This is a genomic window from uncultured Pseudokineococcus sp., from assembly GCF_947495735.1.
Classification (GTDB): domain Bacteria; phylum Actinomycetota; class Actinomycetes; order Actinomycetales; family Quadrisphaeraceae; genus Pseudokineococcus.
The window spans coordinates 388,473-409,697 of the sequence record NZ_CANMAA010000003.1 but is presented as its reverse complement, the minus strand read 5'-3'; the positions used below and the strand labels follow the sequence as shown (position 1 = coordinate 409,697).

Annotated in this window: 16 protein-coding genes; 12 read left to right on the top strand and 4 right to left on the bottom strand. The window is 75.7% G+C overall.

Annotated elements, in window-relative coordinates; genetic code table 11:
- Positions 1-10: 10 nt before the first annotated feature.
- The 8 genes from iolB (at position 11) to Q0848_RS07130 (ending at position 9,854) form a co-directional block, all read left to right on the top strand.
- Positions 11-949, top strand: a complete 939-nt coding sequence (gene iolB, locus Q0848_RS07165; protein ID WP_299036397.1) for a 5-deoxy-glucuronate isomerase — start codon at positions 11-13, stop codon at positions 947-949.
- On the top strand, positions 946-2,880 hold the full coding sequence (gene iolD, locus Q0848_RS07160) for a 3D-(3,5/4)-trihydroxycyclohexane-1,2-dione acylhydrolase (decyclizing) (RefSeq protein ID WP_299036396.1): 1,935 nt from the start codon (positions 946-948) through the stop codon (positions 2,878-2,880). Before iolB ends, iolD begins: the two co-directional genes overlap by 4 nt.
- Before the next feature lie 67 nt (positions 2,881-2,947).
- Positions 2,948-3,922, top strand: coding sequence for a sugar phosphate isomerase/epimerase (locus Q0848_RS07155; protein WP_299036395.1), 975 nt, complete (start codon positions 2,948-2,950; stop codon positions 3,920-3,922).
- Positions 3,919-4,995 (top strand): Gfo/Idh/MocA family protein, encoded by a 1,077-nt coding sequence (locus tag Q0848_RS07150; RefSeq protein ID WP_299036394.1) that lies wholly within the window; start codon positions 3,919-3,921, stop codon positions 4,993-4,995. The genes Q0848_RS07155 and Q0848_RS07150 overlap by 4 nt, the downstream gene beginning before the upstream one ends.
- Entirely contained in the window at positions 4,992-5,879 is an 888-nt protein-coding gene (locus Q0848_RS07145) for a sugar phosphate isomerase/epimerase (RefSeq protein ID WP_299036393.1), read from the top strand. The genes Q0848_RS07150 and Q0848_RS07145 overlap by 4 nt, the downstream gene beginning before the upstream one ends.
- A gap of 70 nt (positions 5,880-5,949) precedes the next feature.
- Complete coding sequence (locus tag Q0848_RS07140) at positions 5,950-7,455, top strand: CoA-acylating methylmalonate-semialdehyde dehydrogenase (RefSeq protein ID WP_299036392.1); 1,506 nt, start codon at positions 5,950-5,952, stop codon at positions 7,453-7,455.
- A 432-nt stretch (positions 7,456-7,887) separates the two neighbouring features.
- Complete coding sequence (locus Q0848_RS07135) at positions 7,888-8,994, top strand: ABC transporter permease (RefSeq protein ID WP_299036391.1); 1,107 nt, start codon at positions 7,888-7,890, stop codon at positions 8,992-8,994.
- Positions 8,991-9,854 (top strand): ATP-binding cassette domain-containing protein, encoded by an 864-nt coding sequence (locus Q0848_RS07130; protein WP_299036390.1) that lies wholly within the window; start codon positions 8,991-8,993, stop codon positions 9,852-9,854. The genes Q0848_RS07135 and Q0848_RS07130 overlap by 4 nt, the downstream gene beginning before the upstream one ends.
- 915 nt (positions 9,855-10,769) lie before the next feature.
- Here the strand turns inward: Q0848_RS07130 and Q0848_RS07125 are convergent.
- Positions 10,770-11,762, bottom strand: a complete 993-nt coding sequence (locus tag Q0848_RS07125; protein WP_299036389.1) for a substrate-binding domain-containing protein — start codon at positions 11,760-11,762, stop codon at positions 10,770-10,772.
- 358 nt (positions 11,763-12,120) lie between these two features.
- Here Q0848_RS07125 and Q0848_RS07120 point away from each other — a divergent pair, with 358 nt between their 5' ends.
- Positions 12,121-12,711 (top strand): GNAT family N-acetyltransferase, encoded by a 591-nt coding sequence (locus tag Q0848_RS07120; RefSeq protein ID WP_299036388.1) that lies wholly within the window; start codon positions 12,121-12,123, stop codon positions 12,709-12,711.
- Here the strand turns inward: Q0848_RS07120 and Q0848_RS07115 are convergent.
- A complete protein-coding gene (locus Q0848_RS07115) occupies positions 12,689-12,946 on the bottom strand; it encodes a hypothetical protein (protein ID WP_299036387.1) in 258 nt (85 codons plus the stop codon). The genes Q0848_RS07120 and Q0848_RS07115 overlap by 23 nt on opposite strands.
- A 213-nt stretch (positions 12,947-13,159) precedes the next feature.
- Here Q0848_RS07115 and Q0848_RS07110 point away from each other — a divergent pair, with 213 nt between their 5' ends.
- Positions 13,160-14,320, top strand: coding sequence for an iron-containing alcohol dehydrogenase (locus Q0848_RS07110; protein WP_299036386.1), 1,161 nt, complete (start codon positions 13,160-13,162; stop codon positions 14,318-14,320).
- Positions 14,321-14,377: 57 nt separating this feature from the next.
- On the opposite strand, the gene Q0848_RS07105 is transcribed toward Q0848_RS07110, so the two are convergent.
- Complete coding sequence (locus tag Q0848_RS07105) at positions 14,378-16,045, bottom strand: gluconokinase (RefSeq protein ID WP_299036385.1); 1,668 nt, start codon at positions 16,043-16,045, stop codon at positions 14,378-14,380.
- Positions 16,046-16,284: 239 nt separating this feature from the next.
- Here Q0848_RS07105 and Q0848_RS07100 point away from each other — a divergent pair, with 239 nt between their 5' ends.
- A complete protein-coding gene (locus tag Q0848_RS07100) occupies positions 16,285-17,037 on the top strand; it encodes a CPBP family intramembrane glutamic endopeptidase (RefSeq protein ID WP_366146465.1) in 753 nt (250 codons plus the stop codon).
- A gap of 160 nt (positions 17,038-17,197) precedes the next feature.
- Positions 17,198-18,988 carry a bifunctional diguanylate cyclase/phosphodiesterase gene (locus tag Q0848_RS07095; protein WP_299036383.1) on the top strand — a complete coding sequence of 597 codons (1,791 nt, stop codon included), beginning with the start codon at positions 17,198-17,200 and terminating at the stop codon, positions 18,986-18,988.
- Positions 18,989-19,013: 25 nt separating this feature from the next.
- On the opposite strand, the gene Q0848_RS07090 is transcribed toward Q0848_RS07095, so the two are convergent.
- Positions 19,014-21,143 carry a SpoIIE family protein phosphatase gene (locus tag Q0848_RS07090; RefSeq protein WP_299036382.1) on the bottom strand — a complete coding sequence of 710 codons (2,130 nt, stop codon included), beginning with the start codon at positions 21,141-21,143 and terminating at the stop codon, positions 19,014-19,016.
- Between the last annotated feature and the right edge of the window lie 82 nt (positions 21,144-21,225).

The window sequence follows — 21,225 nt, the reverse complement described above, 5'->3', positions numbered from 1 at the left end:
AGCCCGCACCATGAGCCCGGCAGCGCAGCCGTCCGCCCTCCACCTGCCCGCGGGCAGCGCGGCCTCCGGGCCGTACGAGCTGGAGGTGACCCCCGAGTCGGCGGGCTGGGGCCACTCCGGCCTGCGCGTCCTGGCGCTCGCGGCCGGCGGGTCGCACGAGCTCGCGACGGGCGAGGACGAGGTCGTCGTCGTCCCCCTCTCCGGGGCCCTCGACGTCGAGTGCGAGGGCGAGCGCGCCGAGCTGGCCGGACGGGCGGGCGTCTTCGACGGGCCCACCGACTTCGCCTACCTGCCGCCGGGGGCGACGGCCGTGCTGACGAGCGCGGGCGGGGGCCGCTTCGCGCTGTGCGCCGCGCGGGCCCGGCGCCGCCTGCCGTTCCGGTACGGCCCCGCGGCCGACGTGCCCGTCGAGCTCCGCGGTGCGGGCCGCAGCAGCCGCGAGGTGCGCAACTTCGCCACGGCCGGAGTCTTCGAGGCCGACGCGGTCATCGCCTGCGAGGTGGTGACGCCCGCCGGCAACTGGTCGTCCTACCCGCCGCACAAGCACGACGAGACGTCCGAGGTCGAGTCCGAGCTCGAGGAGATCTACTACTTCGAGGTCGCCCCGGGCCCGCAGGGCCAGCGGGGCTTCGGCTACCACCGCGTCTACGGCACCCCCGAGCGGCCGATCGAGGTCCTCGAGGAGGTCCGCGACCGCGACGTCGTCCTCGTGCCGCACGGCTGGCACGGCCCGTCCGTCGCCTCGCCGGGGCACCACCTGTACTACCTCAACGTCATGGCCGGCCCCGGGCAGGAGCGGGCCTGGCGCATCGTCGACGACCCCGAGCACGCGTGGGTCCGGGGCACCTGGGCCGACCAGGAGGTCGACCCCCGCCTGCCGCTGAGGCCCGGCGCCCCTCCGGCCCACAGCCGGACGAGTCCCAGCACGAGCGAAGGAGCCCAGCGGTGAGCGAGCCGGCGTACGCACCCCCCGCCGAGGTCGAGACGGTGCGGCTCACCGTCTCCCAGGCCGTGGTCCGCTTCCTCGCCGCCCAGTGGACGGAGCGCGACGGCGAGCGGCAGCGGCTGTTCGCCGGCTGCTTCGGCATCTTCGGGCACGGCAACGTCGCGGGCCTCGGCCAGGCGCTGCTGCAGTCCGAGCTGGAGGACCCCGACCTGCTGCCCTACGTCCTCGGCCGCAACGAGCAGGCGATGGTGCACACCGCGGTCGCCTACGCCCGCGCCAAGGACCGGCTGCAGACGTGGGCCGTGACCACCAGCGTGGGTCCGGGCGCCACCAACATGGTCACCGGCGCCGCGCTCGCGACGATCAACCGCCTGCCCGTGCTGCTCCTGCCGGCCGACACCTTCGCCACCCGCTCCGCCGGCGCGCTGCTGCAGGAGCTCGAGCAGCCGGGCAGCGGCGACGTCACGGTCAACGACGCCTTCCGCCCGGTCTCCCGGTACTTCGACCGCGTCTGGCGGCCCGAGCAGCTCGCCGGCGCCCTGACGGGGGCGATGCGGGTCCTCACCGACCCCGCCGAGACGGGCGCCGTCACGGTGTGCTTCCCGCAGGACGTCCAGGCCGAGGCCCACGACTTCCCCGTCGACCTCTTCGCCGAGCGCACCTGGCACGTCGGGCGCCCGGTGCCGCAGCGGGCCGAGCTCGAGCGGGCGCTCGCGGTCATCCGCTCCGCCGAGCGGCCGCTGCTCGTGGCCGGCGGCGGCGTCATCTACTCCGGGGCGAGCGAGGCGCTCGACCGCCTGGCCTCGGCGACGGGCATCCCGGTCGGCCAGTCCCAGGCCGGCAAGGGCGCGCTGCCGTTCGACCACCCGCAGTCGCTCGGCGCCATCGGGTCCACCGGCACGACGGCGGCCAACGCCCTGGCGCGGGACGCGGACGTCGTCATCGGCGTCGGCACCCGCTACCAGGACTTCACGACGGCGTCGCGCACGGCGTTCAGCCACCCCGGCGTCCGGTTCGTCAACATCAACGTCACCGCGCTGGACGCCGCCAAGCACGCCGGCGCCACCGTGCACGCCGACGCCCGCGAGGCGCTGGAGGCCCTGGCCGACGCCCTCGAGGGCTGGTCGGTGACCGACGCGCACCGCGAGCGCACCGCCGCGGAGAAGCAGCGCTGGGAGGACGAGGTCGACGCCGTGCGCGACCCCTCGATCTCCGGCGCGGGGGGCCTGCTCACGCAGAACCAGGTGATCGGGATCGTCGAGGGCGTCTCGGACCCCCGCGACGTCGTCGTCTGCGCCGCGGGCTCCATGCCCGGCGACCTGCACAAGATGTGGCGCGCGCGGGAGCGCAAGGGCTACCACGTCGAGTACGGCTACTCCTGCATGGGCTACGAGGTGGCCGGCGGCATCGGCGTGCGGATGGCGGCGCCCGACCGCGAGGTCTTCGTCATGGTCGGCGACGGCAGCTACCTGATGATGGCCACCGAGCTGGTGACCGCCGTCCAGGAGGGCGTCAAGGTCGTCGTCGTCCTCGTGCAGAACCACGGGTACGCCTCGATCGGCGCCCTGTCCGAGTCCCTCGGGAGCCAGCGCTTCGGCACGCGGTACCGCTACCGGTCCGCGGACTCCGGGCGCCTCGACGGCGGGGTGCTGCCGGTGGACCTGGCCGCCAACGCCGCGAGCCTCGGCGTGGACGTCCTCGTCGCCGACGACGCGGCCTCCTTCGAGCAGGCGCTGCGGACGGCCCGGGCGAGCGAGCGCACGACCGTCGTGCACGTGACGACGGACCCGCTCGTCGACGCGCCCTCCAGCGAGTCCTGGTGGGAGGTCCCGGTCAGCGAGGTCTCCGAGCTCGAGAGCACCCGCGGCGCGCGCGCCGTCCACGACCGGTGGAAGAGCGCCCAGCACCCCTACCTGCGGCCTGCGGTCGACTGACGGCCCGCCGCACCCCACCCCCCCGGCCCGGCACCCCGGGCACGCACGACGCGAAGGAGCAGCACGCATGGCCAGCAGCAGCCGCATCAGGGTCGGGTCGGCGCCCGACTCGTGGGGCGTGTGGTTCCCCGACGACCCGCAGCAGGTGCCGTGGCAGCGGTTCCTCGACGAGGTCGCCAGCTGCGGGTACGAGTGGATCGAGCTCGGCCCCTACGGGTACCTGCCGACCGACCCCTCGCAGCTCGCCGACGAGCTCGGCTCCCGGGGGCTGAAGGTCTCCGCCGGGACCGTCTTCGAGCACCTGCACCGGCCCGACAGCTGGGACGCCGTCTGGGCGCAGGTCGGCGACGTCGCGAGCCTGACGAGGGCCATGGGCGGCACGCACGTCGTGGTCATCCCCGACGTGTGGCGCGACCACCGGACCGGCGAGGCGATCGAGAGCCGCCACCTCGACGACGACCGGTGGAAGGCCCTCGCCACCGGCATGGACCGCCTCGGCCGCGCCGTGCGCGACGAGTTCGGCCTCTCCATCGCGTTCCACCCGCACGCCGACAGCCACGTCGGCTACCAGGGCGACATCGAGCGCTTCCTCGCCGAGACCGACCCCGAGCTCGTGCCGCTGTGCCTCGACACCGGCCACGTCAGCTACTACGGCGGGGACAACCTCGACCTGATCCGCCGCTACCCCGAGCGGATCGGCTACCTGCACCTCAAGCAGGTGGACCCGGCCGTCGTCGCCGAGGTGCTCGAGCAGGACCTGGCCTTCCCGACGGCCGTGCAGCGCGGCTCGATGATCGAGCCGCCGCAGGGCGTCCCGGACCTGCCGCCGATCCTCGAGGCCGTCGAGGAGCTCGGGCTGGACGTGTTCGCGATCGTCGAGCACGACCTCTACCCGTGCGAGCCCGACGTGCCGCTGCCGATCGCGCAGCGCACCGCCCGCTACATCTCCTCGTGCGGGCGCCCGTCCGTCGAGCTCGGCAGCCCGCGCCCCCTGCGCACCTCCGACCAGAGCCCCGCGACGACGCAGGAGAACCCGGCATGAGCCTCCCCGACACCGCCCCGGCACCCGCCGTCTCCGGGGACCTGCGCGTCGCCGTCATCGGCGTCGGCCTCATGGGCGCCGACCACGTGGCCCGGCTGCACCAGCGCACGTCCGGCGCCCGCGTGGTCGTGGTCAACGACTTCGTGGCCGCCAAGGCCGCCGAGGTCGCCGCCGGGGTCCCCGGCGCGCGGGCGGTGGACGACCCCTTCGCGGCCATCTCGGCCGAGGACGTCGACGCCGTCGTCATCGCGAGCCCCGGCCCCACGCACGGGGACCTCGTGCTGGCCTGCCTCGAGGCGGGCAAGCCCGTGCTGTGCGAGAAGCCGCTGACCACGGACTCCGCGTCGGCGCTCGCGGTGGTGCGCGCCGAGGACGAGCTCGCCGAGCGCACCGGCCGGCGCCTCGTCCAGCTCGGCTTCATGCGCCGCTTCGACGCCGAGTACGTCGCGCTGAAGGACCTGGTGGACTCCGGCGACCTGGGCGAGCCGCTGCTGGTGCACTGCGCGCACCGCAACGCCGACGTCCCGCCGCACTTCGACAGCGTGATGATGATCAACGACTCCGTGGTGCACGAGGTCGACGTCGCGCGCTTCCTGCTCGACGAGGAGGTGACCGCCGTCACCGCGCTGCGCCCCCGGGCGTCGCGGCACGCCGTCGAGGGCGCCTCCGACCCGATGCTGGTGCTGCTGGAGACCGCCAGCGGTCGTCTCGTCGACGTGGAGATCTTCGTCCGCACCGGCGTCGCGTACGAGGTGCGCACCGAGGTCGTCTGCGAGGACGGCAGCGCGACGATCGGGCGCGACAGCGGCCTCGTCCGCCACCAGACCGTCGCCGGCGAGGGGCTGCGCTCCGAGCGCCTCACGCCCGGCTTCCGCGAGCGCTTCGGGCCGGCCTACGACACCGAGGTGCAGCGCTGGGTGGACGCCGCCCGCCGCGGCGAGGTGGACGGCCCGGGCGTGTGGGACGGCTACGCCGCCGTGGCCGTCTGCGAGGCCGGCGTGGAGTCGGTGCGCACCGGCGCGCGCGTCGAGGTGCGCCTCGCCGACAGGTCCGCGGTGGGCGCGCCCGCGTGAGGATCGCCCTGGACCCGCAGATGCTGCGGACGACCCCCCTGCTGGAGCTGCCCGACGTCGTCGCCGGCATGGGCTACGAGTGGGTGGAGCTCTCCCCGCGCGAGGACTTCATCCCCTTCTTCAAGCACCCCCGGGTCGACCTGGCCACCGTGCGGGCGCTCCGGGGCGCGCTGGCGTCGGCCGGCGTCGGCGTGACGTCGCTGCTGCCGGTGATGCGCTGGTCCGGCCCCGGCGAGGACGAGCGCCGGGCCGCGGTGCGGTACTGGGAGCGCGCCATCCAGATCTGCGTCGAGCTCGGCGTGGACACGATGAACACCGAGCTCAACGGCCGCCCCGAGGAGCCCGAGCTCGCCGAGGCGATGTTCTGGCGCTCCCTCGAGGAGCTGCTCCCCGTGCTCGAGCGCGAGGGCGTCAGGCTCGTGCTCGAGCCCCACCCCGACGACTTCGTCGAGCTGGGCGTGCCGGCCGTCGACCTGGTGCGGGGCATCGACCACCCCCTCGTGTCGTTCCTCTACTGCACGCCCCACACGTTCCACCAGGGCGACGACGCGCCGGGGATCATCGAGCGCGCCGGCGACCTGCTCACGCACGTGCACCTGGCGGACACCATGGACCACACCGCCTCGGACGGGCTGCGCTACATCCTCAACCCGCCCGGCACGACCGCCCGCGTCCACCAGCACATGGACATCGGTCGCGGCGACGTCGACTTCGACGAGGTCTTCCACGCCCTCGCCGGCACCGGCTTCGACGGCGTCCTCACCACCTGCGTCTTCGGGTGGGACGAGCGCGCCGAGGAGTCCGGCACCTCGATGCTCGCCGCCATCCGCGACCTCGCGTCGCGGCACGGGCTGCCCGCCGAGACGAGCCCGTCGGCGTCCTGACGCCACCCCCCGGCACCCCCGCACCCCCGCACCCCCGCACCTCCGCACCCAAGGACGAGGACACGCAGACATGGCTGACCAGACCCCCGAGACCATCGCGCACTGGGTCGGTGGCGCGCACACCGCCTCGACGAGCGGGCGGACCGCCCCGGTGACCAACCCGGCCACCGGCGTCACCACGGGCGAGGTCGCGCTGGCCTCGGTGGAGGAGGTGGACGCGGCCGTCGCCGCGGCGACCGCGGCGTTCCCGGGCTGGCGGGACACCTCGCTGGCGCGCCGCTCGGCGGTGCTGTTCCGCTTCCGCGAGCTGCTGAACGCCCGCAAGCCCGAGCTGGCGGCGATCATCACCAGCCAGCACGGCAAGGTCCTCGACGACGCCCTCGGCGAGGTCTCCCGCGGCCAGGAGGTCGTGGAGTTCGCCTGCGGGATCCCGCACCTGCTCAAGGGCGGCTTCACCGAGAACGCCTCCACGAAGGTGGACGTGCACTCGGTGCGCCAGCCGCTGGGCCCGGTGGCGATCATCTCGCCGTTCAACTTCCCCGCGATGGTGCCCATGTGGTTCTTCCCCGTGGCGGTCGCGGCGGGGAACACCGTCGTGCTCAAGCCGTCCGAGAAGGACCCCTCGGCGGCGCTGTGGATGGCGCAGCTGTGGAAGGAGGCCGGGCTGCCCGACGGCGTCTTCAACGTCGTGCAGGGCGACAAGGTCGCCGTCGACCGCCTGCTGGAGCACCAGGACGTCAAGAGCATCTCCTTCGTCGGCTCGACGCCGATCGCGCGGTACGTCTACGAGACCGGCACGCGGGCCGGCAAGCGCGTCCAGGCCCTCGGCGGGGCGAAGAACCACATGGTCGTGCTGCCGGACGCCGACCTGGACCTGGCCGCCGACGCCGCCGTCAACGCCGGCTTCGGGTCGGCGGGGGAGCGGTGCATGGCCGTCAGCGCGCTGGTGGCCGTCGGCGGCGTGGGGGACGACCTGGTCGCGCGGATCGCCGAGCGCACGCACACCCTGCGCACCGGCGACGGCACCCGCGGCGCCGACATGGGCCCCCTGGTGACCAGGGCCCACCGCGACAAGGTCGAGAGCTACGTCGCGGCGGGCGAGGAGGCCGGGGCGAAGGTCGTCGTGGACGGGCGCCAGGTGAGCCCCGACGGCGAGGCCGACGGCTTCTGGCTCGGCCCGACGCTGCTGGACCACGTCTCGACCGGCATGAGCGTCTACACCGACGAGATCTTCGGCCCGGTGCTGTCGGTCCTGCGCGTGGACACCTACGAGCAGGCGCTGGAGCTCATCAACACCAACCCCTACGGCAACGGCACGGCCCTGTTCACCAACGACGGGGGCGCGGCCCGGCGCTTCCAGCACGAGGTGGAGGTCGGGATGATCGGCATCAACGTGCCGGTGCCCGTGCCGATGGCCTACTACTCCTTCGGCGGGTGGAAGAACAGCCTCTTCGGGGACTCCCACGCCCACGGCACCGAGGGCGTGCACTTCTTCACCCGCGGCAAGGTCGTCACCTCGCGCTGGCTCGACCCCTCCCACGGCGGCCTGAACCTCGGCTTCCCCCAGAACGACTGACCCAGCACCCCACCGACGGCGCCGTCCCCGCCGGGGCGGCGCCGTCGTCGTGGGGGAGACCACCTCCGCGCCCGTCCTCGTCGGCCCCGCGCCCGCTCGCCGCGCTCGCCGACCGACGGCCGGACCCGCCGGCGCCCCGGTGCCAGGACGTGTCCTGTTGTCAGGACGAAGTCCTTGACCTGCGGCCTTCGTCGCGTCATCCTCGATCCACACCACCCGCCGACGAGGGCGGGTGGCCGCGCGGCCCGCAGGGGCCGCCGCGGAGCGCGAAGCACCACCCAGCACCAGGCACGCAACGCCCCTCGGGTCGCCGACGACCCGCGAGGGCCGGACGGGCGCGACGCCCGACGGTCGCCCCCGGCGGCCCCGGTCCCGGGGACCCCGCTGCGGTGCGTCCGCCCCGCGGCCGCCGCACTCCGAAGAGAGGCTGCGATGACGCAGACCGCGCACAGCCCCGCGTCGGGGCGCCCAGACCCCAGCTCCTCGAGCCCGTCGACGGGAGCCGCTCCGGCGGGGCCGCCCGCGCGCGACGACCGCGTGCGCCGTCGTGCGCCGCTGGCGGCGCTGCTCGGGCGCCCGGAGATCGGCTCGCTGATCGGCGCCGTGGCGATCTTCGCCTTCTTCTTCGCGGTCGCCGACCCGTTCCGGTCCGTGTCGTCCATGGCCACGGTCCTGTACGCGAGCTCGACGATCGGCATCATGGCGGTGGCCGTCGCGCTGCTCATGATCGGCGGCGAGTTCGACCTGTCCGCCGGCGTCGCCGTCACCGCCTCGGCCATCACCGCCTCCATCACGTCGTGGCAGCTGGGCCTGAACGTCTGGGCCGGCATCCTCATCGCGCTGGCCGTCTCGCTCGCCATCGGATACTTCAACGCCTGGCTGCTGCTGAAGACCGGGCTGCCGAGCTTCCTCATCACCCTCGGCACGTTCTTCATGCTCCAGGGCATCAACCTCGGCGTGACGCGCGTCATCACCGGGACGGTCGCGACGCCGTCGATCTCGGACATGGACGGGTTCGCCGCCGCCCGCGCGGTCTTCTCCTCGACGATCACGATCGGCGGGGTGGGCTTCCGCATCACCATCCTGTGGTGGTTCCTGCTGGTGGCGATCTCGACCTACGTGCTCCTGCGCACCCGGGTCGGCAACTGGATCTTCGCGGTCGGCGGCGACGCGGACGCGGCCCGCGCGGTCGGCGTGCCGGTGCGGGCGACGAAGATCGGCCTGTTCATGTTCGTCGGCTTGTGCGCCTGGTTCGCCGGCATGCACCAGCTCTTCGCCTTCAACACGATCCAGTCGGGCCAGGGCATCGGCAACGAGTTCCTCTTCATCATCGCGGCCGTGGTCGGCGGGTGCCTGCTCACCGGCGGGTACGGCTCCACCGTCGGGGCGGCGATCGGCGCCTTCATCTTCGGCATGACGACGCAGGGCATCGTCTTCGCGGGGTGGAACCCGGACTGGTTCCGCCTCTTCCTCGGCGCGATGCTCCTGCTCGCGACCGTCGTCAACCTCGTCGTCCGGAAGCAGGCGGAGAAGCGATGACCACGACCGACGACCGGCTCGCGGACCCGGTGAGCGGCCCCACGACGGAGATCCTGCAGCTCACCGACGTCGGCAAGAGCTACGGCAACGTCCACGCCCTGCGGGGGGTCTCGATGACGGTGCGCCAGGGGGAGATCACCTGCGTGCTCGGCGACAACGGCGCCGGCAAGTCCACCCTCATCAAGATCATCGCGGGGCTGCACCAGCACAGCGAGGGCGTCGTGCGCGTGAACGGCGAGGAGGTCAGCTTCTCCTCGCCCCGCGAGTCGCTGGCGCGCGGCATCGCCACCGTCTACCAGGACCTCGCGCTCGTGCCGCTGATGTCGGTCTGGCGGAACTTCTTCATGGGCGCCGAGCTGCGGAAGGGCCCGCTCAGGAGCCTGGACACCGCGACGATGAAGCGCGTCGCCAACGAGGAGCTCCTGCGGATGGGGATCGACATCCCCGACCTCGAGCGCCCCGTCGGGAGCCTGTCGGGCGGGCAGCGGCAGTGCATCGCCATCGCCCGCGCCGTCTACTTCGGCGCGAAGGTGCTCATCCTCGACGAGCCCACCGCCGCGCTCGGCGTCAAGCAGTCGGGGGTGGTCCTGAAGTACGTGGCCAGGGCGCGCGACGCGGGCCTCGGCGTCGTCTTCATCACCCACAACCCCCACCACGCGTACCTGGTGGGCAACCACTTCGTCATCCTCAACCGCGGTCGCGTGTCCCTCGACGCCTCGCGCTCGGAGATCGGCCTGGACCAGCTGACGAACGAGATGGCGGGCGGGGCCGAGCTCGAGGCGCTCGGGCACGAGCTGGGCTCCTCCCTCGCCGAGGTCGAGGCCGACGGCGACGGGGAGCGGGCGCTGCGCCCGTCCTGAGCCGCGCCGCCGCCTCGCGCGGGGCGGCCGCCACGCGGGCCCGCACCGAGAGCCCGCCCGTCGACGACGGGCGGGCTCTCGTGCGCTCCGGGGGTGCTCAGGTGCCGGGGTGCTCAGGTCTCAGGGGTGCAGAGAGGTCCCGGGGGTGCTCAGGTCCCGGGGTGCTCAGGACTCGGGGGTGCTCAGGGGCGCTGGTGCCGGTGGCGGGGCGGGTGCTCCCAGCGCCGACCGGGTCACCCGGTGGACGGGTCCTGGCGACCGGTCCTGACGGACGTGTCCCGGTGGCTGCTGCCCTGGCCGCGTCGAGCGCGCGCTGCGTCACCGGGGACATCTCCGGGGTCCGCGGCGGGGTGCGGGAGCGCACCCGTCGTCCGGACCCCGCGACCTCGGTGGCCCGACGGGGACGGGGACGGGGCCGTGGCCGACGCGCTCCTCCCGCTCGCCGTCGGGGGGTGGGCACCCGAGCGAGCTGGGCCCAGGGGGCGGGAGCGCGCCGAGGCTCGGCGCCGTGCCGCCGGCGAGGTCGGAGGACGGACGCGGTGCGCCCGGTGCGGGACTCCTCGACGCCGGCAGGACCGTGCGCACGGCCCCGAGGGCGCCGTCTGCCGGTCGACCGCGCGCGTGCGCGGCACGGCGCCCGCCAGGGGGTCCTCACGGCGGGGGAGCCCGTCAGGAGACCTCCACGACGGGGGCACGTCAGGAGAGCGCTACGACCAGGCGCCGGTCAGGAGACCTCGACGACGGGCGCCCGGCGGTCGCGGCGGGGGACCGGCCGCGTGCGTGGAGGAGCTGGACGGCGCGCTCGTCCTCGTGCGGTGCGCCGCGGCCCGTGCTCGGGGCCGGACGCGACGGAGGCGGTGGGCGAGTCGCCCACCGCCTCCGAGGTGCGTCCGCGGCGCGGCCGCGGACGCGGGGTCAGCGCGTGCCGGCGCGGGCGTACTCGGCGACCGAGGCGATGTTGTCCTGGTCCACGAACGCGGGACCGGTCAGGACCGCCTCGCCTCCGCCGAGGACGTTGCCGTTGGACAGGTACAGCGCGGCGGCGTCGATGGCCTCGTAGCCCTGGAGGTAGGGCTGCTGGTCGACGGCCCACTGGACGTCACCGGACTCGATGGCGTCCACGAGCTCGGCGTTGGTGTCGAAGGTGACCACGGCCGCCTCGCTGCCCGCCTCCTCGACCGACTGCGCGGCCGTCAGGGCGAAGGGCGCCCCGAGGGTCAGCACGTGGTCGATGCTCGGGTCCTCGGCGAGCTTCGCGGTGATCGTCGACTGGACCGAGGGCATGTCCGTGCCGGTGACGTAGAGCTTCTCGACGGCGCCGCCGAAGGCGTCGGCCACGCCGTCGCAGCGGGCTTCCAGCTGCGCCTGGCCCTGGGCCTGCAGCACGCACAGGACGTTCTGGGCGCCCTCCTCGGTGAGGCGCTCCCCGGCGGCCGCGCCGGCGATGGCCTCGTCCTGGCCGAAGTAGGCCAGCGCGCCGACGTCCTCGTACTCCGACAGCCCGGCGTTGAAGGCGAAGACCGGGATGTCGGCGGCCTCCGCGTTGGCCAGCGCCTCCGTCAGCGCCGGCACGTTGGGCATCGACACCGCGATGGCGTCGACCTGGCTGTCCACCGCGTTCTGGATGAGCGTCGCCTGCTCGTTCGGCTGGTCGGAGTTGGCGTAGGTGTACTCGACGCCGGACTCGCCGGCGGCGACGTCCGCGCCGGCGCGGATGATGTCGAAGAAGGTGTCGCCGGCGGCGGCGTGGGTGACCATCGCGACGGTGTACTGCGGGTCGCCGGACCCGCCGCCGCTCTCACCCCCGCCGGAGCCGGCCTCCGGCGCGCCGCCGCTGCTGCTGCAGCCGGCGGCGGTCAGGGCGAGGGCCGCGAGGACGACGGTGGCGCGCGTGCGGGGCTTCCACATGGCAGATCCCATCTTCGGTGACAGGGCGGTGCGGTCGGCGCGGGCGCCGTCGCGGCGGTGCGGGGTGGGGCGGGGGCGCGTCGTCGTCGGCGGTGCCCCGCTCGGGTCCGGCGGCGGTGCCGGTGCGCCGACGATGCTGCTGCGCAGCCGGATGCGTTGTCAAGACTTTGTCAGGACGTCATGCGGTCTCCACCCGTCGGTGAGGGCCCGGCTCGGCGCTCCGGGGGCGCCCGGAGCCGTCCGCGGCGCCCGGGCGGGGCGCGCGCGGCGACGACCTCCCGAGGAGGATGCGGTCATGGCGACCACGACGAGGCGGGCGGGCGCGGCCCGCCCCGGCACCGACGGCTGAGCCGACGACGTGGGCACCGAGCCCGGCGACCCGGCGGCGGGACCCGCGTGGACGACCGCTCGGCTGGTGGGGCGGGCGCCGACCCCGGCGGACGCCGCTGCCGTCCTCGCCCTGCACCGGGCCCCCGGCGTCGTGGCCCACGACCCCGGTGACGCCCTCGCCGACCTCGCGGCGGCGCAGCGCCGGGTCGAGCGGTGGGCCCGGCACTGGCACGAGCACGGCACCGGGTACGCGCTGCTGTCGTGGCGGGGCCCCGGCGCCGCCGACGGCACCGTCGTCGGGGTCTGCGGGACGGCGGTGATGACCCTCCACGACCGCCCCGTGCTGAACCTGCTCTACCGCCTGCACCCCGCGGCCCGGGGGCGCGGCGTGGCGACCGAGGCGGCCACCGCCGTCGTGGCGCGTGCGCGCCGCTCCCCGCTCCGCCTGCCCGTCACGGCCCGGGTGCGGCCGGCGAACTCCGCCAGCGCCCGCGTCGCCCTGGCCGCCGGCCTCGAGCGCGACCCGGAGCTGGACGTCTGCGGCGAGGACGGGCCGGAGGAGGTCTACCGCGCCGACGTCGAGATGGAGCCTGGCGTCACAGGACGGCGCTCCTGCTGACGCGGACCTCCATCTCGACGTCGCCCGAGCGGAGGACGGCCCCCCGCTCCTCGGCCACCACCACGCGCTGCTCGACCAGCACGACGCGGGAGGACCACGCCCGCGCCGCGGCCTCGTCGTGCGGGACGGGCAGCCAGGGCATCGCGACCGCCCGGGACCGGCGGTGCACCTCCGCCAGAGCCGGCGCGTCGGCGGCGACCGCCTCGCGCACCACGGCGCTCGTCGGACCGGTCATCTCACCTCCTCGGTGGTGCGCCGGCGACCACGTCGGGCGCGGCCGGCGGTCGGCTTCCCGGGACGACGATCCTCCTGCGGACCTGACAACCGGCGCGTGCAGTCACCTCGAGGTGACAGCGCGCACTGCTGTCAGGTCTACCCTCGCCCAACGCCCCGCCGCCGCTGCGCGGCCCGCACCACCAGCGTGCGCGCGCACCCCCGGAAGGACCCGATGAGCCCCACCGCCACCGACCGGCGCACGACGCCGGTGCACCGCACCACCTTCGCCCTGGGCGAGGAGGTGGTCCCGTACACCTACGGCGACCGGTGCACCGAGGAGCTGCTCGCCCTCCTCGCCGACCAGCTCACCGGCGTCGACCAGGTCCTGCTCGTGCACGACGCCGTCGCGGGCGACCTGGCGCGGCGCGTGGCCGAGGGCCTGTCGGCGCAGGTGCCCGTGCAGTCGCTCGCGTGCACGGCGCGGGAGGAGCTCAAGACGCTCTCGACCGTGCTGGCGCTCGCCGAGGAGGCGGTCGCCGGGGGCACGACGCGCGGGTCGGTCGTCGTCGCGCTCGGGGGCGGCCTGGTGGGCAACGTCGCCGGCATGGTGGCGGCCACCCTGTTCCGGGGGCTGCCGCTCGTCCACCTCCCGACGACGCCGGTCGCGGCCTTCGACGCCGTCCTGTCCGCCAAGCAGGGCGTCAACCTCGCCGCGGGCAAGAACATGGTCGGCACGTTCTGGACGCCGCGGTCGGTGTGGTGCGACCTGGACTGGCTGCGCGGCGTCGACGAGCGCCAGGTGCTGACCGGGACGGCCGAGATGGCCAAGAACGTGCTCGCCGTCGTCCCCGAGCGCGAGGACGACCTCCTGACCGCCGTCGCCGGGCTCGGGGACGAGCGGTCCGACGCGCTCGTCCGCCTGCTGCAGATCGGCGTCGACGCGAAGGCGCCCGCGCTGCGCGTCGACCCGCACGAGCGGCGCGAGGCGCTCGTCTTCGAGTACGGCCACACCGCGGGCCACGCGATGGAGCTGGCCTCGCGCGGCGCCCTGTCCCACGGCGAGGCCGTGGGCTGGGGGATGCTCGTCGCCGCGCAGGTCGGACGACGCCTGGGCCACCTCGACGACGCGGCCGTGGCCGCGCACGCTCGCGTGCTGGCGCCGCTCGGCGTCCGCGGCGAGGCCCCGCCCGCGCTCGACCGCGCCCTGGTCCAGCGGCTCCTGCTGCGGGACAACAAGCGCGGCTACCTGCCCGGCAGCGGGCCCGACGTGGTGCCGATGGTGCTGCTGGACGGCCTGGGGTCCGCGCTGGCGGACGACGCCGGCCGCCCCCTCGTCCCGGTGCCGACGGCGCTCGTCCACGAGGCGCTGGACGCGGTGCTCGGCGCCGCCTGAGGCCCCTCCCGGGCGACGGGCCCGGGCAGCCGGCGCGGCGGTCCGCCGCGCCGGCGCTCAGTCGCCGATCTCGAGCGGGAGGTCGTCGTCGAGGTCGCGCAGCGACCGGAACACGCCCTCGAGGGCGTCGTAGACCCCGGCGTGGACGGGCAGGAGCTTCGCGTAGATCGCCGACGCCGCCGGGTCCGGGCGCACGACGTGCGAGACCTCCACGCGGTCGGCGGCCACCTCGACGCTGGGCACCATCCCGAGCGCCGTCATGGCGATGACGGCGGCGCCGTAGCCGGAGCCCTGGGTGCCGCTGGGGAAGGAGACGTCCATCCCCAGGACGTCGGCGAGCATCTGGCGCCACACCGCCGAGCGGGCGAAGCCCCCGGTCGCGCGGACCTCGGTGACCTCGTGCCCGGCCTCGCGCAGCGACGCGAGCACGAGCGCCAGCTGCTGGCACACGCCCTCGAGCGCCGCCCGCACGAGGTGCTCGCGCCGGTGGTGGCGCTGCAGGCCGATGTAGGCGCCCCGCGGCAGCGCCGTCCAGTACGGCGCCCGCTCGCTGAGCAGGTAGGGGAGCATCAGCAGGCCGCCGGACCCCGGAGGGGCCAGCGACGCGAGGTCGGTGAGCGACTCCTCCGGCTCGTCGCCGAGCTCGTCGGCGAGGACCTCCATGTCGGGGGCCAGGGCGTCGCCCACCCAGCGCAGGACGACGCCGCCGTTCGTGATGGCCCCGCCGACGGCCCACAGGTCGTCGGTGAGGGCGTAGCAGAAGGTGCGCCCGGCCGGGTCGACGCCGGGGCGGTCGACGACGACGCGCAGCGCGCCGCTGGTGCCGATGGACACGCTCGCGACGCCCGGCCGCACCGCGCCCACCCCGAGGTTGGCCAGGGGCCCGTCGCCGCCCCCGACGACCAGCGGCACGTCGCGGCCCAGGCCCAGGTCGTCCGCGACCTCGGGCCGCAGGGCGAGGCGGTGCGTCACGGGCACCGGGCGGGGCAGCTGCGCGCGGGTGATGCCGGCGAGCTCCAGCGCCTCGGCGTCCCAGTCCAGGGCGTGGAGGTCGAGCAGCCCGTTGCCGGACGCCATCGAGTGGTCGACCACCCACTCGCCCGACCACGCGTGCAGCAGCAGCTCCTTGATCCCCACCCAGTGCGCGGCGGCGGCGGCCACCTCGGGGCGCTCCTCGGCGAACCAGGCCAGCTTGGGCAGGGGGGACATCGGGTGCACCGGGGTGCCGGTGCGGCGGTGCACCTCCGGGCCGGGGCCGCTGCGGATCCGCTCCGCCTGCGGGGTGGCGCGGCGGTCGGCCCACGTGACCACCGGCGTCAGGGGCTCGTCGTCCGAGCCCACCGCGATGAGGCTGTGCATGGCGCCGCTGACGCCGATGCCCACGACCCGGCCCCCGCGCCGGCGCACCTGGCGCGCCGCGCTGCGGACGGCCTCGCGCGCGGCGGCCAGGATCGCCGCGGGGTCCTGCTCGGCCCACCCCGGCTCGGGCTCGTCCAGGGAGTACTCGGCCTCCGACTCCACGACGGCGTCGCCGGCCGCGGTGAAGGCGGCCACCTTGGTGGCCGTCGTGCCGAGGTCGACGCCGAGGACGACCTGCTCTCCGGCGCCGCCGGTGCCGTCCTCGTCGGAGCGGGGGTCGGCGGTCCGGGGGTCGGCGGAGCGGGGGGCGGCGGTCCGGGGGTCGGCGGAGCGGGGGGCGGCGGTCCGGGGGTCGTCGTCACGCACCCCGCCATCCTGGCGCACGCCCCCGCCCGCCCGGTCCGCTCGAGCCCCCCCCTGCCCGCGCCCGCCGCGCGACGAGGAGGGCCGGCGAGGAGCCGGACGTCCGGGGAGCGCCCAGGGTGCGCGCCTACCCTGCGGCCATGGCAGAGCCCTCCGACCGGTCGGAGCCCTCGGCGTCAGCGGCTGGTCGTGCGGGGGCGGGGCGCGCGGGGGCGGGCGGCGCGGACGACGTCGCCACGGGCCTGCCGCCGGCCGAGCGCAGCCGACTGCGCCTGGAGGTCTTCCTGGTCCTCGCGCTCAGCCTGGGCGCGTCCGCGGTGTACTCCGTCGTCAGCCTGGTCGCGGCGCTCACGCGCGGTCCCCTCGCCGAGGCGACCGCCACGCTCAACGCCTCCCGCAGCGACCGGCCGTACCTGGACCTCACCTACCAGCTGCTGGCGAACGCGACGGCGCTCGTGCCCGTCGTCCTGGCGCTGGCGCTGCTCGGGTGGGGCCGGGGCGGGACCGTCCGCTCGGCGGCCCGCTCGATGGGGTTCGACCTGCGCCGGCCGGGCGGGGACGCGCTGCGCGGGCTCGGGCTGGCCGCGCTCATCGGGGTCCCGGGCCTCGGGCTGTACCTGGCCGGGCGCGCCCTCGGCATCACCGCCGACGTCGTGCCCGCGGCCCTGGACGCGTACTGGTGGACGGTCCCGGTGCTGCTGCTGGCCGCCGTCAAGAACGCCGTGCTGGAGGAGGTCGTCGTCGTCGGCTGGCTGCTCGCGCGGCTGCACGACCTGCGGTGGGGCGCCGTGGCCGCGCTCGTCGCCAGCGCCCTCCTGCGCGGCAGCTACCACCTGTACCAGGGCATCGGCCCCTTCGTCGGCAACGTGGTCATGGGCCTGGTCCTCGGGCTGGTCCACCAGCGGACGGGCCGCGTCATGCCCCTCGTCGTCGCCCACTTCCTCATCGACGCCGTCGCCTTCGTCGGCTACGCCGCCGTCCGCCCCCTGCTCTGAGGTCGGCCGGGTCCCCGCTCCGGCCGCGCGGGTGCGGATCGTCGGCTGCGCCGTCCGGGGGACGGCGAGGTGTGCTCCCGGTTCGCACGCCGAGCACGCTGCGGCACGATAAGTCACTCGGAGTGAACGCACGGCGAGCCCGGGCTGGGAGGATGCGCACGTGCACGGACGACGACGAGAGCAGGAGGAGCCCCCGACCGGTCCTCCTGGCGGCCGGCGCGCCGGCCGCGGCGCAGGGCCCGTCCCCGGCGGGCTCCCCGCTCCCGTGGCGGGGACCGCCGCCGGCTGCGTGATGCTCCTGGGCTCGGGGTGCGCCGCCCTGTCGGCCCTCGCCCCGGCTTCCGGCCAGACGTCCGCCCTGCTCGTCGCCATCGCCGCGGTCACCGCGGTGGGCGGCGTCCTCCTCCTGCTCGCGCGCACGGCGGTGACGTGGGCGGTGCTGCACGCGTCCGTCGTCGGCGCCGAGGTGATGCTGGCCCTGGCGGCGATCGACGCGGCCGGGGACCGCGGCCGCCTCGTGGCGATCACCGGCCTGGCCGTCCTCGGGGTGCTCCCGTCCTCGCTGCTGCTGCGCCCGCGTGCAGCCCTGGCCCACCTGGCCCTGGTCGTGGGCGCCGCGGTCGGCCTGCTCCTGCTCGTCCCCGGCGGCGGCCTGGTCGTGGAGGCCGTCTACCTCGGCGTCGCGCTGGTCGCCGTCGCCGTCCTCGGGGTGGTCGTGAGCCGGGCGGTGGCGCAGGCCGACGTCGACGACCTGACGCAGCTGCCGAACCGGCGCGCGCTCGCCCGGGCCCTGGACGCCCACGTGGCGGGCGGCGCGGCGGGTCGCGTCTGCCTGGCCATGCTCGACCTCGACGGCTTCAAGGAGGTCAACGACAGCCTCGGCCACGCCGCGGGTGACGCGCGCCTCGTCGTCGTCGCCCGCCACCTGCAGCGCGAGCTCGGGGACGGGCTCCTGGCCCGCATCGGCGGAGACGAGTTCGTGTGGGTCGTCGAGGCCGCCGAGGACGACGCCCGCAGCAGGCTCTCGGCCGCTGCCGCCGACCTGCCGCAGGGCCAGCGGGTCTCCTTCGGCGTGGCCGTGCTCGACGGCGCCGACACCGCCGCCACGTGGCGCCAGCGCGCCGACGCCGACCTCTACGCCGCCAAGCGGCGCAGCCGCGGCCTCCTGCCGGCCAGCCTGGACACCCCCGAGGCCGAGGAGCTCCTGCACGCCATCACCGACGGGCAGCTCGTCCTGCACTACCAGCCCGTCGTCGACCTGGCGACGGGCGCGCTGAGCGGCGTCGAGGCCCTCGTGCGCTGGCAGCACCCCGAGCGGGGCCTGCTGCCCCCCGACCGCTTCCTGCCCCTGGCGGAGGCCACGGGCGTCGTGGACCTGCTGGGCGCGCGCGTCCTGCGCTCCGCGTGCCACGAGGTGCGGGACTGGCAGCGGCGGACGGGCACCACGGCCGGCGTGGCCGTCAACGTCTCCGGCGCCGAGCTGGCCTCACCGGCCTACCCCGGGCGCGTCCTGCGGGCGCTGGCGGACAGCGGCCTGCCCGCCGGCGACCTCGTGCTCGAGGTGACCGAGACGGCGTTCGCGGACGCCCCGACGATGACGGCCTCGCTCGACGAGCTGCGCCGGGCTGGCGTGCGCGTGGCCGTGGACGACTTCGGCACGGGGTGGTCGACGCTCTCCCGGCTGGACCAGCTGCCCGTCGACGTCCTCAAGCTCGACAAGTCCTTCGTCGACCGCGTCGTCCCGGGGGAGGGGTGCACCCCCGTCGTGGACGCCGTGCTCGCGATGGCCCGCGCGCTGGACCTGGAGGTCACGGCCGAGGGGGTCGAGACGCCCGACCAGGTGGCGGCGCTGCGCGAGGCGGGCTGCGACGCGGCCCAGGGCTACCACCTGCAGCGGCCCGTCCCGCTGGCGGACGTCGACATCAGCCGCCGCGACCGCGTGGCCGCCTGAGCGGGGGACCGCGGCGGCTCGCGCCTCAGGCGGGGGCGTCGGGGCTGCGCCGGACGACGAGGACGCAGGTGTCGTCGTCGAGGTCCTCACCGCCGTCGGCGAAGCGCTCGACGACGAGGTCGCGCAGCGTCGTCGCGTCGCAGCCGGCGGGCGCCGCCGCCAGGGTCTGCGCCAGCTCCTCGATGCCCTGGCGCAGCGGGCGGTCGCGGCGCTCGACCAGCCCGTCGGTGTAGAGCACGAGCGAGGCCCCCGGGGGCAGCGGGACCTCGGCCTGGTCCACGACGGTCTTGGCGGCGGCGACGCCGATGGGCGTGGTGAGCGCCTGGTCCAGCCGCTCCACGCGTCCGTCGGGCAGGAGCAGCAGCGGCGGCGGGTGCCCGGCCTTGGCGTAGGTGACGGCGCAGCGGGCGCCGTCGGCGTCGCAGGCGATGCGCGCGTAGACGCACGTGGCGAGGCCGGCCATCCCCAGGCCGCGGACGAGCAGGTCGAGCTGGCGCAGCACGGCGCCGGGCTCGTCGCCGCTCCAGGCGTAGGAGCGCAGCACCGAGCGCAGCTGCCCCATGGCCGCGGCCGCCGAGAGGTCGTGGCCCATGACGTCGCCGATGGCCACGCCCACCGCGCCGTCCGGCAGGTCGAGGACGTCGTACCAGTCACCGCCCACCTCGGCGCCCAGCGAGGCGGGCAGGTACGTGGCCGCGACGTCGAAGTGCTCCAGGTCCGGCAGGTCCGGGAGCAGGCTGCGCTGCAGGGTCAGCGCGGCGGCGTGCTCGCGCTCGTACAGGCGCGCGTTGTCGATGGCCAGGCCCGCGCGCAGGCCGACGTCGGCCATCGTGGCGACGTCGGTGGCGCTCGGCGGGGGCGCGTCGCCGAGCACGAGGCCGAGCACCGCCGTCGTCCGGCCCCGCGCGCGCAGCGGCACGACGACGACGCGGCCGACGCCCATGGCGCGCACCGCCGCGCGCGACGCCTCGCTCGTCAGCGTCGCGGCCACCTCCTCGGCCCCGAGCTCCCACGACAGCGGGGTCGTGACCGCTCCGGAGAGCAGCTCGACGAGGACGGGTCCGTGCTCGTAGCCGCTCGGGTCCTCGGCGGCGAGCGCCCGCGCGTGCTCGGCCATGGCGGGGTCGCGGTGCACGACGGAGAAGGAGGACGCGCGGCCGGACCCGTCGGTGCCGAGCGCGAACGCCCAGACGGCCAGGTCGGGGACGACGAGGCCCGGCAGGACGGCCAGGGCCTCGCGGCTGTCGAGGCGGCTGGACAGGGCGGTGCTGACGCGCGCCAGGGCCTCCAGGCGCGCGTTCGCCAGGCGGGCGGCCTCGAGCGCGCGGTCGCGCTCGGCGGCGGCCTCGACCCGGGCGGTCACGTCGGCCTGGACGCCCACGTGGTGGGTCAGCTGCCCCTCCGCGTCGAAGACCGGGCTGATCACCACCTCGTTCCAGAAGGCGGTCCCGTCCTTGCGGAAGTTCAGGAGCACCTCCGTGACGGGCTCGTCCTCGCGCAGGGCGCGCGAGATGCGCGCCACCGCCTCCGGGTCGGTGCCGGGGCCCTGCAGGAAGCGGCAGTTGCGACCGGCGACGTCCTCGAAGCTGTAGCCGGTGGTGCGCTCGAACGCCGGGTTCACCCAGACCAGCGGGTTGTCCTCGGTGTGGGGGTCGCTGATGCTGAACGAGAGGTCGCTGGCGAGGACGGCGCGGTGGCGCAGGTCGCCGGACTCCTGCAGCTCGGCGACGGCCTCCTGCTCGCGCAGCGGCAGCATGACGACGAGGGCCTGCGTGGCGAGCGGGGGCGGGGCGTCGGTCAGCGGGATGCCGACCACCCACAGGGCCTCGCGCGCCGAGGTGGTGTCGGACTCGCGCGCCGCGGTGACGGCCTCCCCGGTGACCGGCTCGCCCGAGGCGACGCGGCGCAGGGGGGCCGGGCCGTCCTCCAGGTCCTCGCCCGTGTCGTCGTGCAGCCCGGCGGCGCGGGACCACTCGGGGATGCTCACCGGGAGGCCGGTGCCGGGCGCGAGCTGCTGCGCCAGGTGGTTGGCGTAGACGACCTCGCCGAGCTGGAGGTCCACGAGCAGCACGGCGGCCGGGGTGTCGCGGACGACGGACGGCAGGACCGCGCCCGCGAGGGGCTGCACGTCGGCGAGCCCGTCGATCTCCGTCACGGCGCAGATAGTACGAGAGGGCCCCGACGGGCCGCCCGTCCCGCGCCCGTCCCGCCGCCCGTCCGGGTGGTCCCCGTGCAGC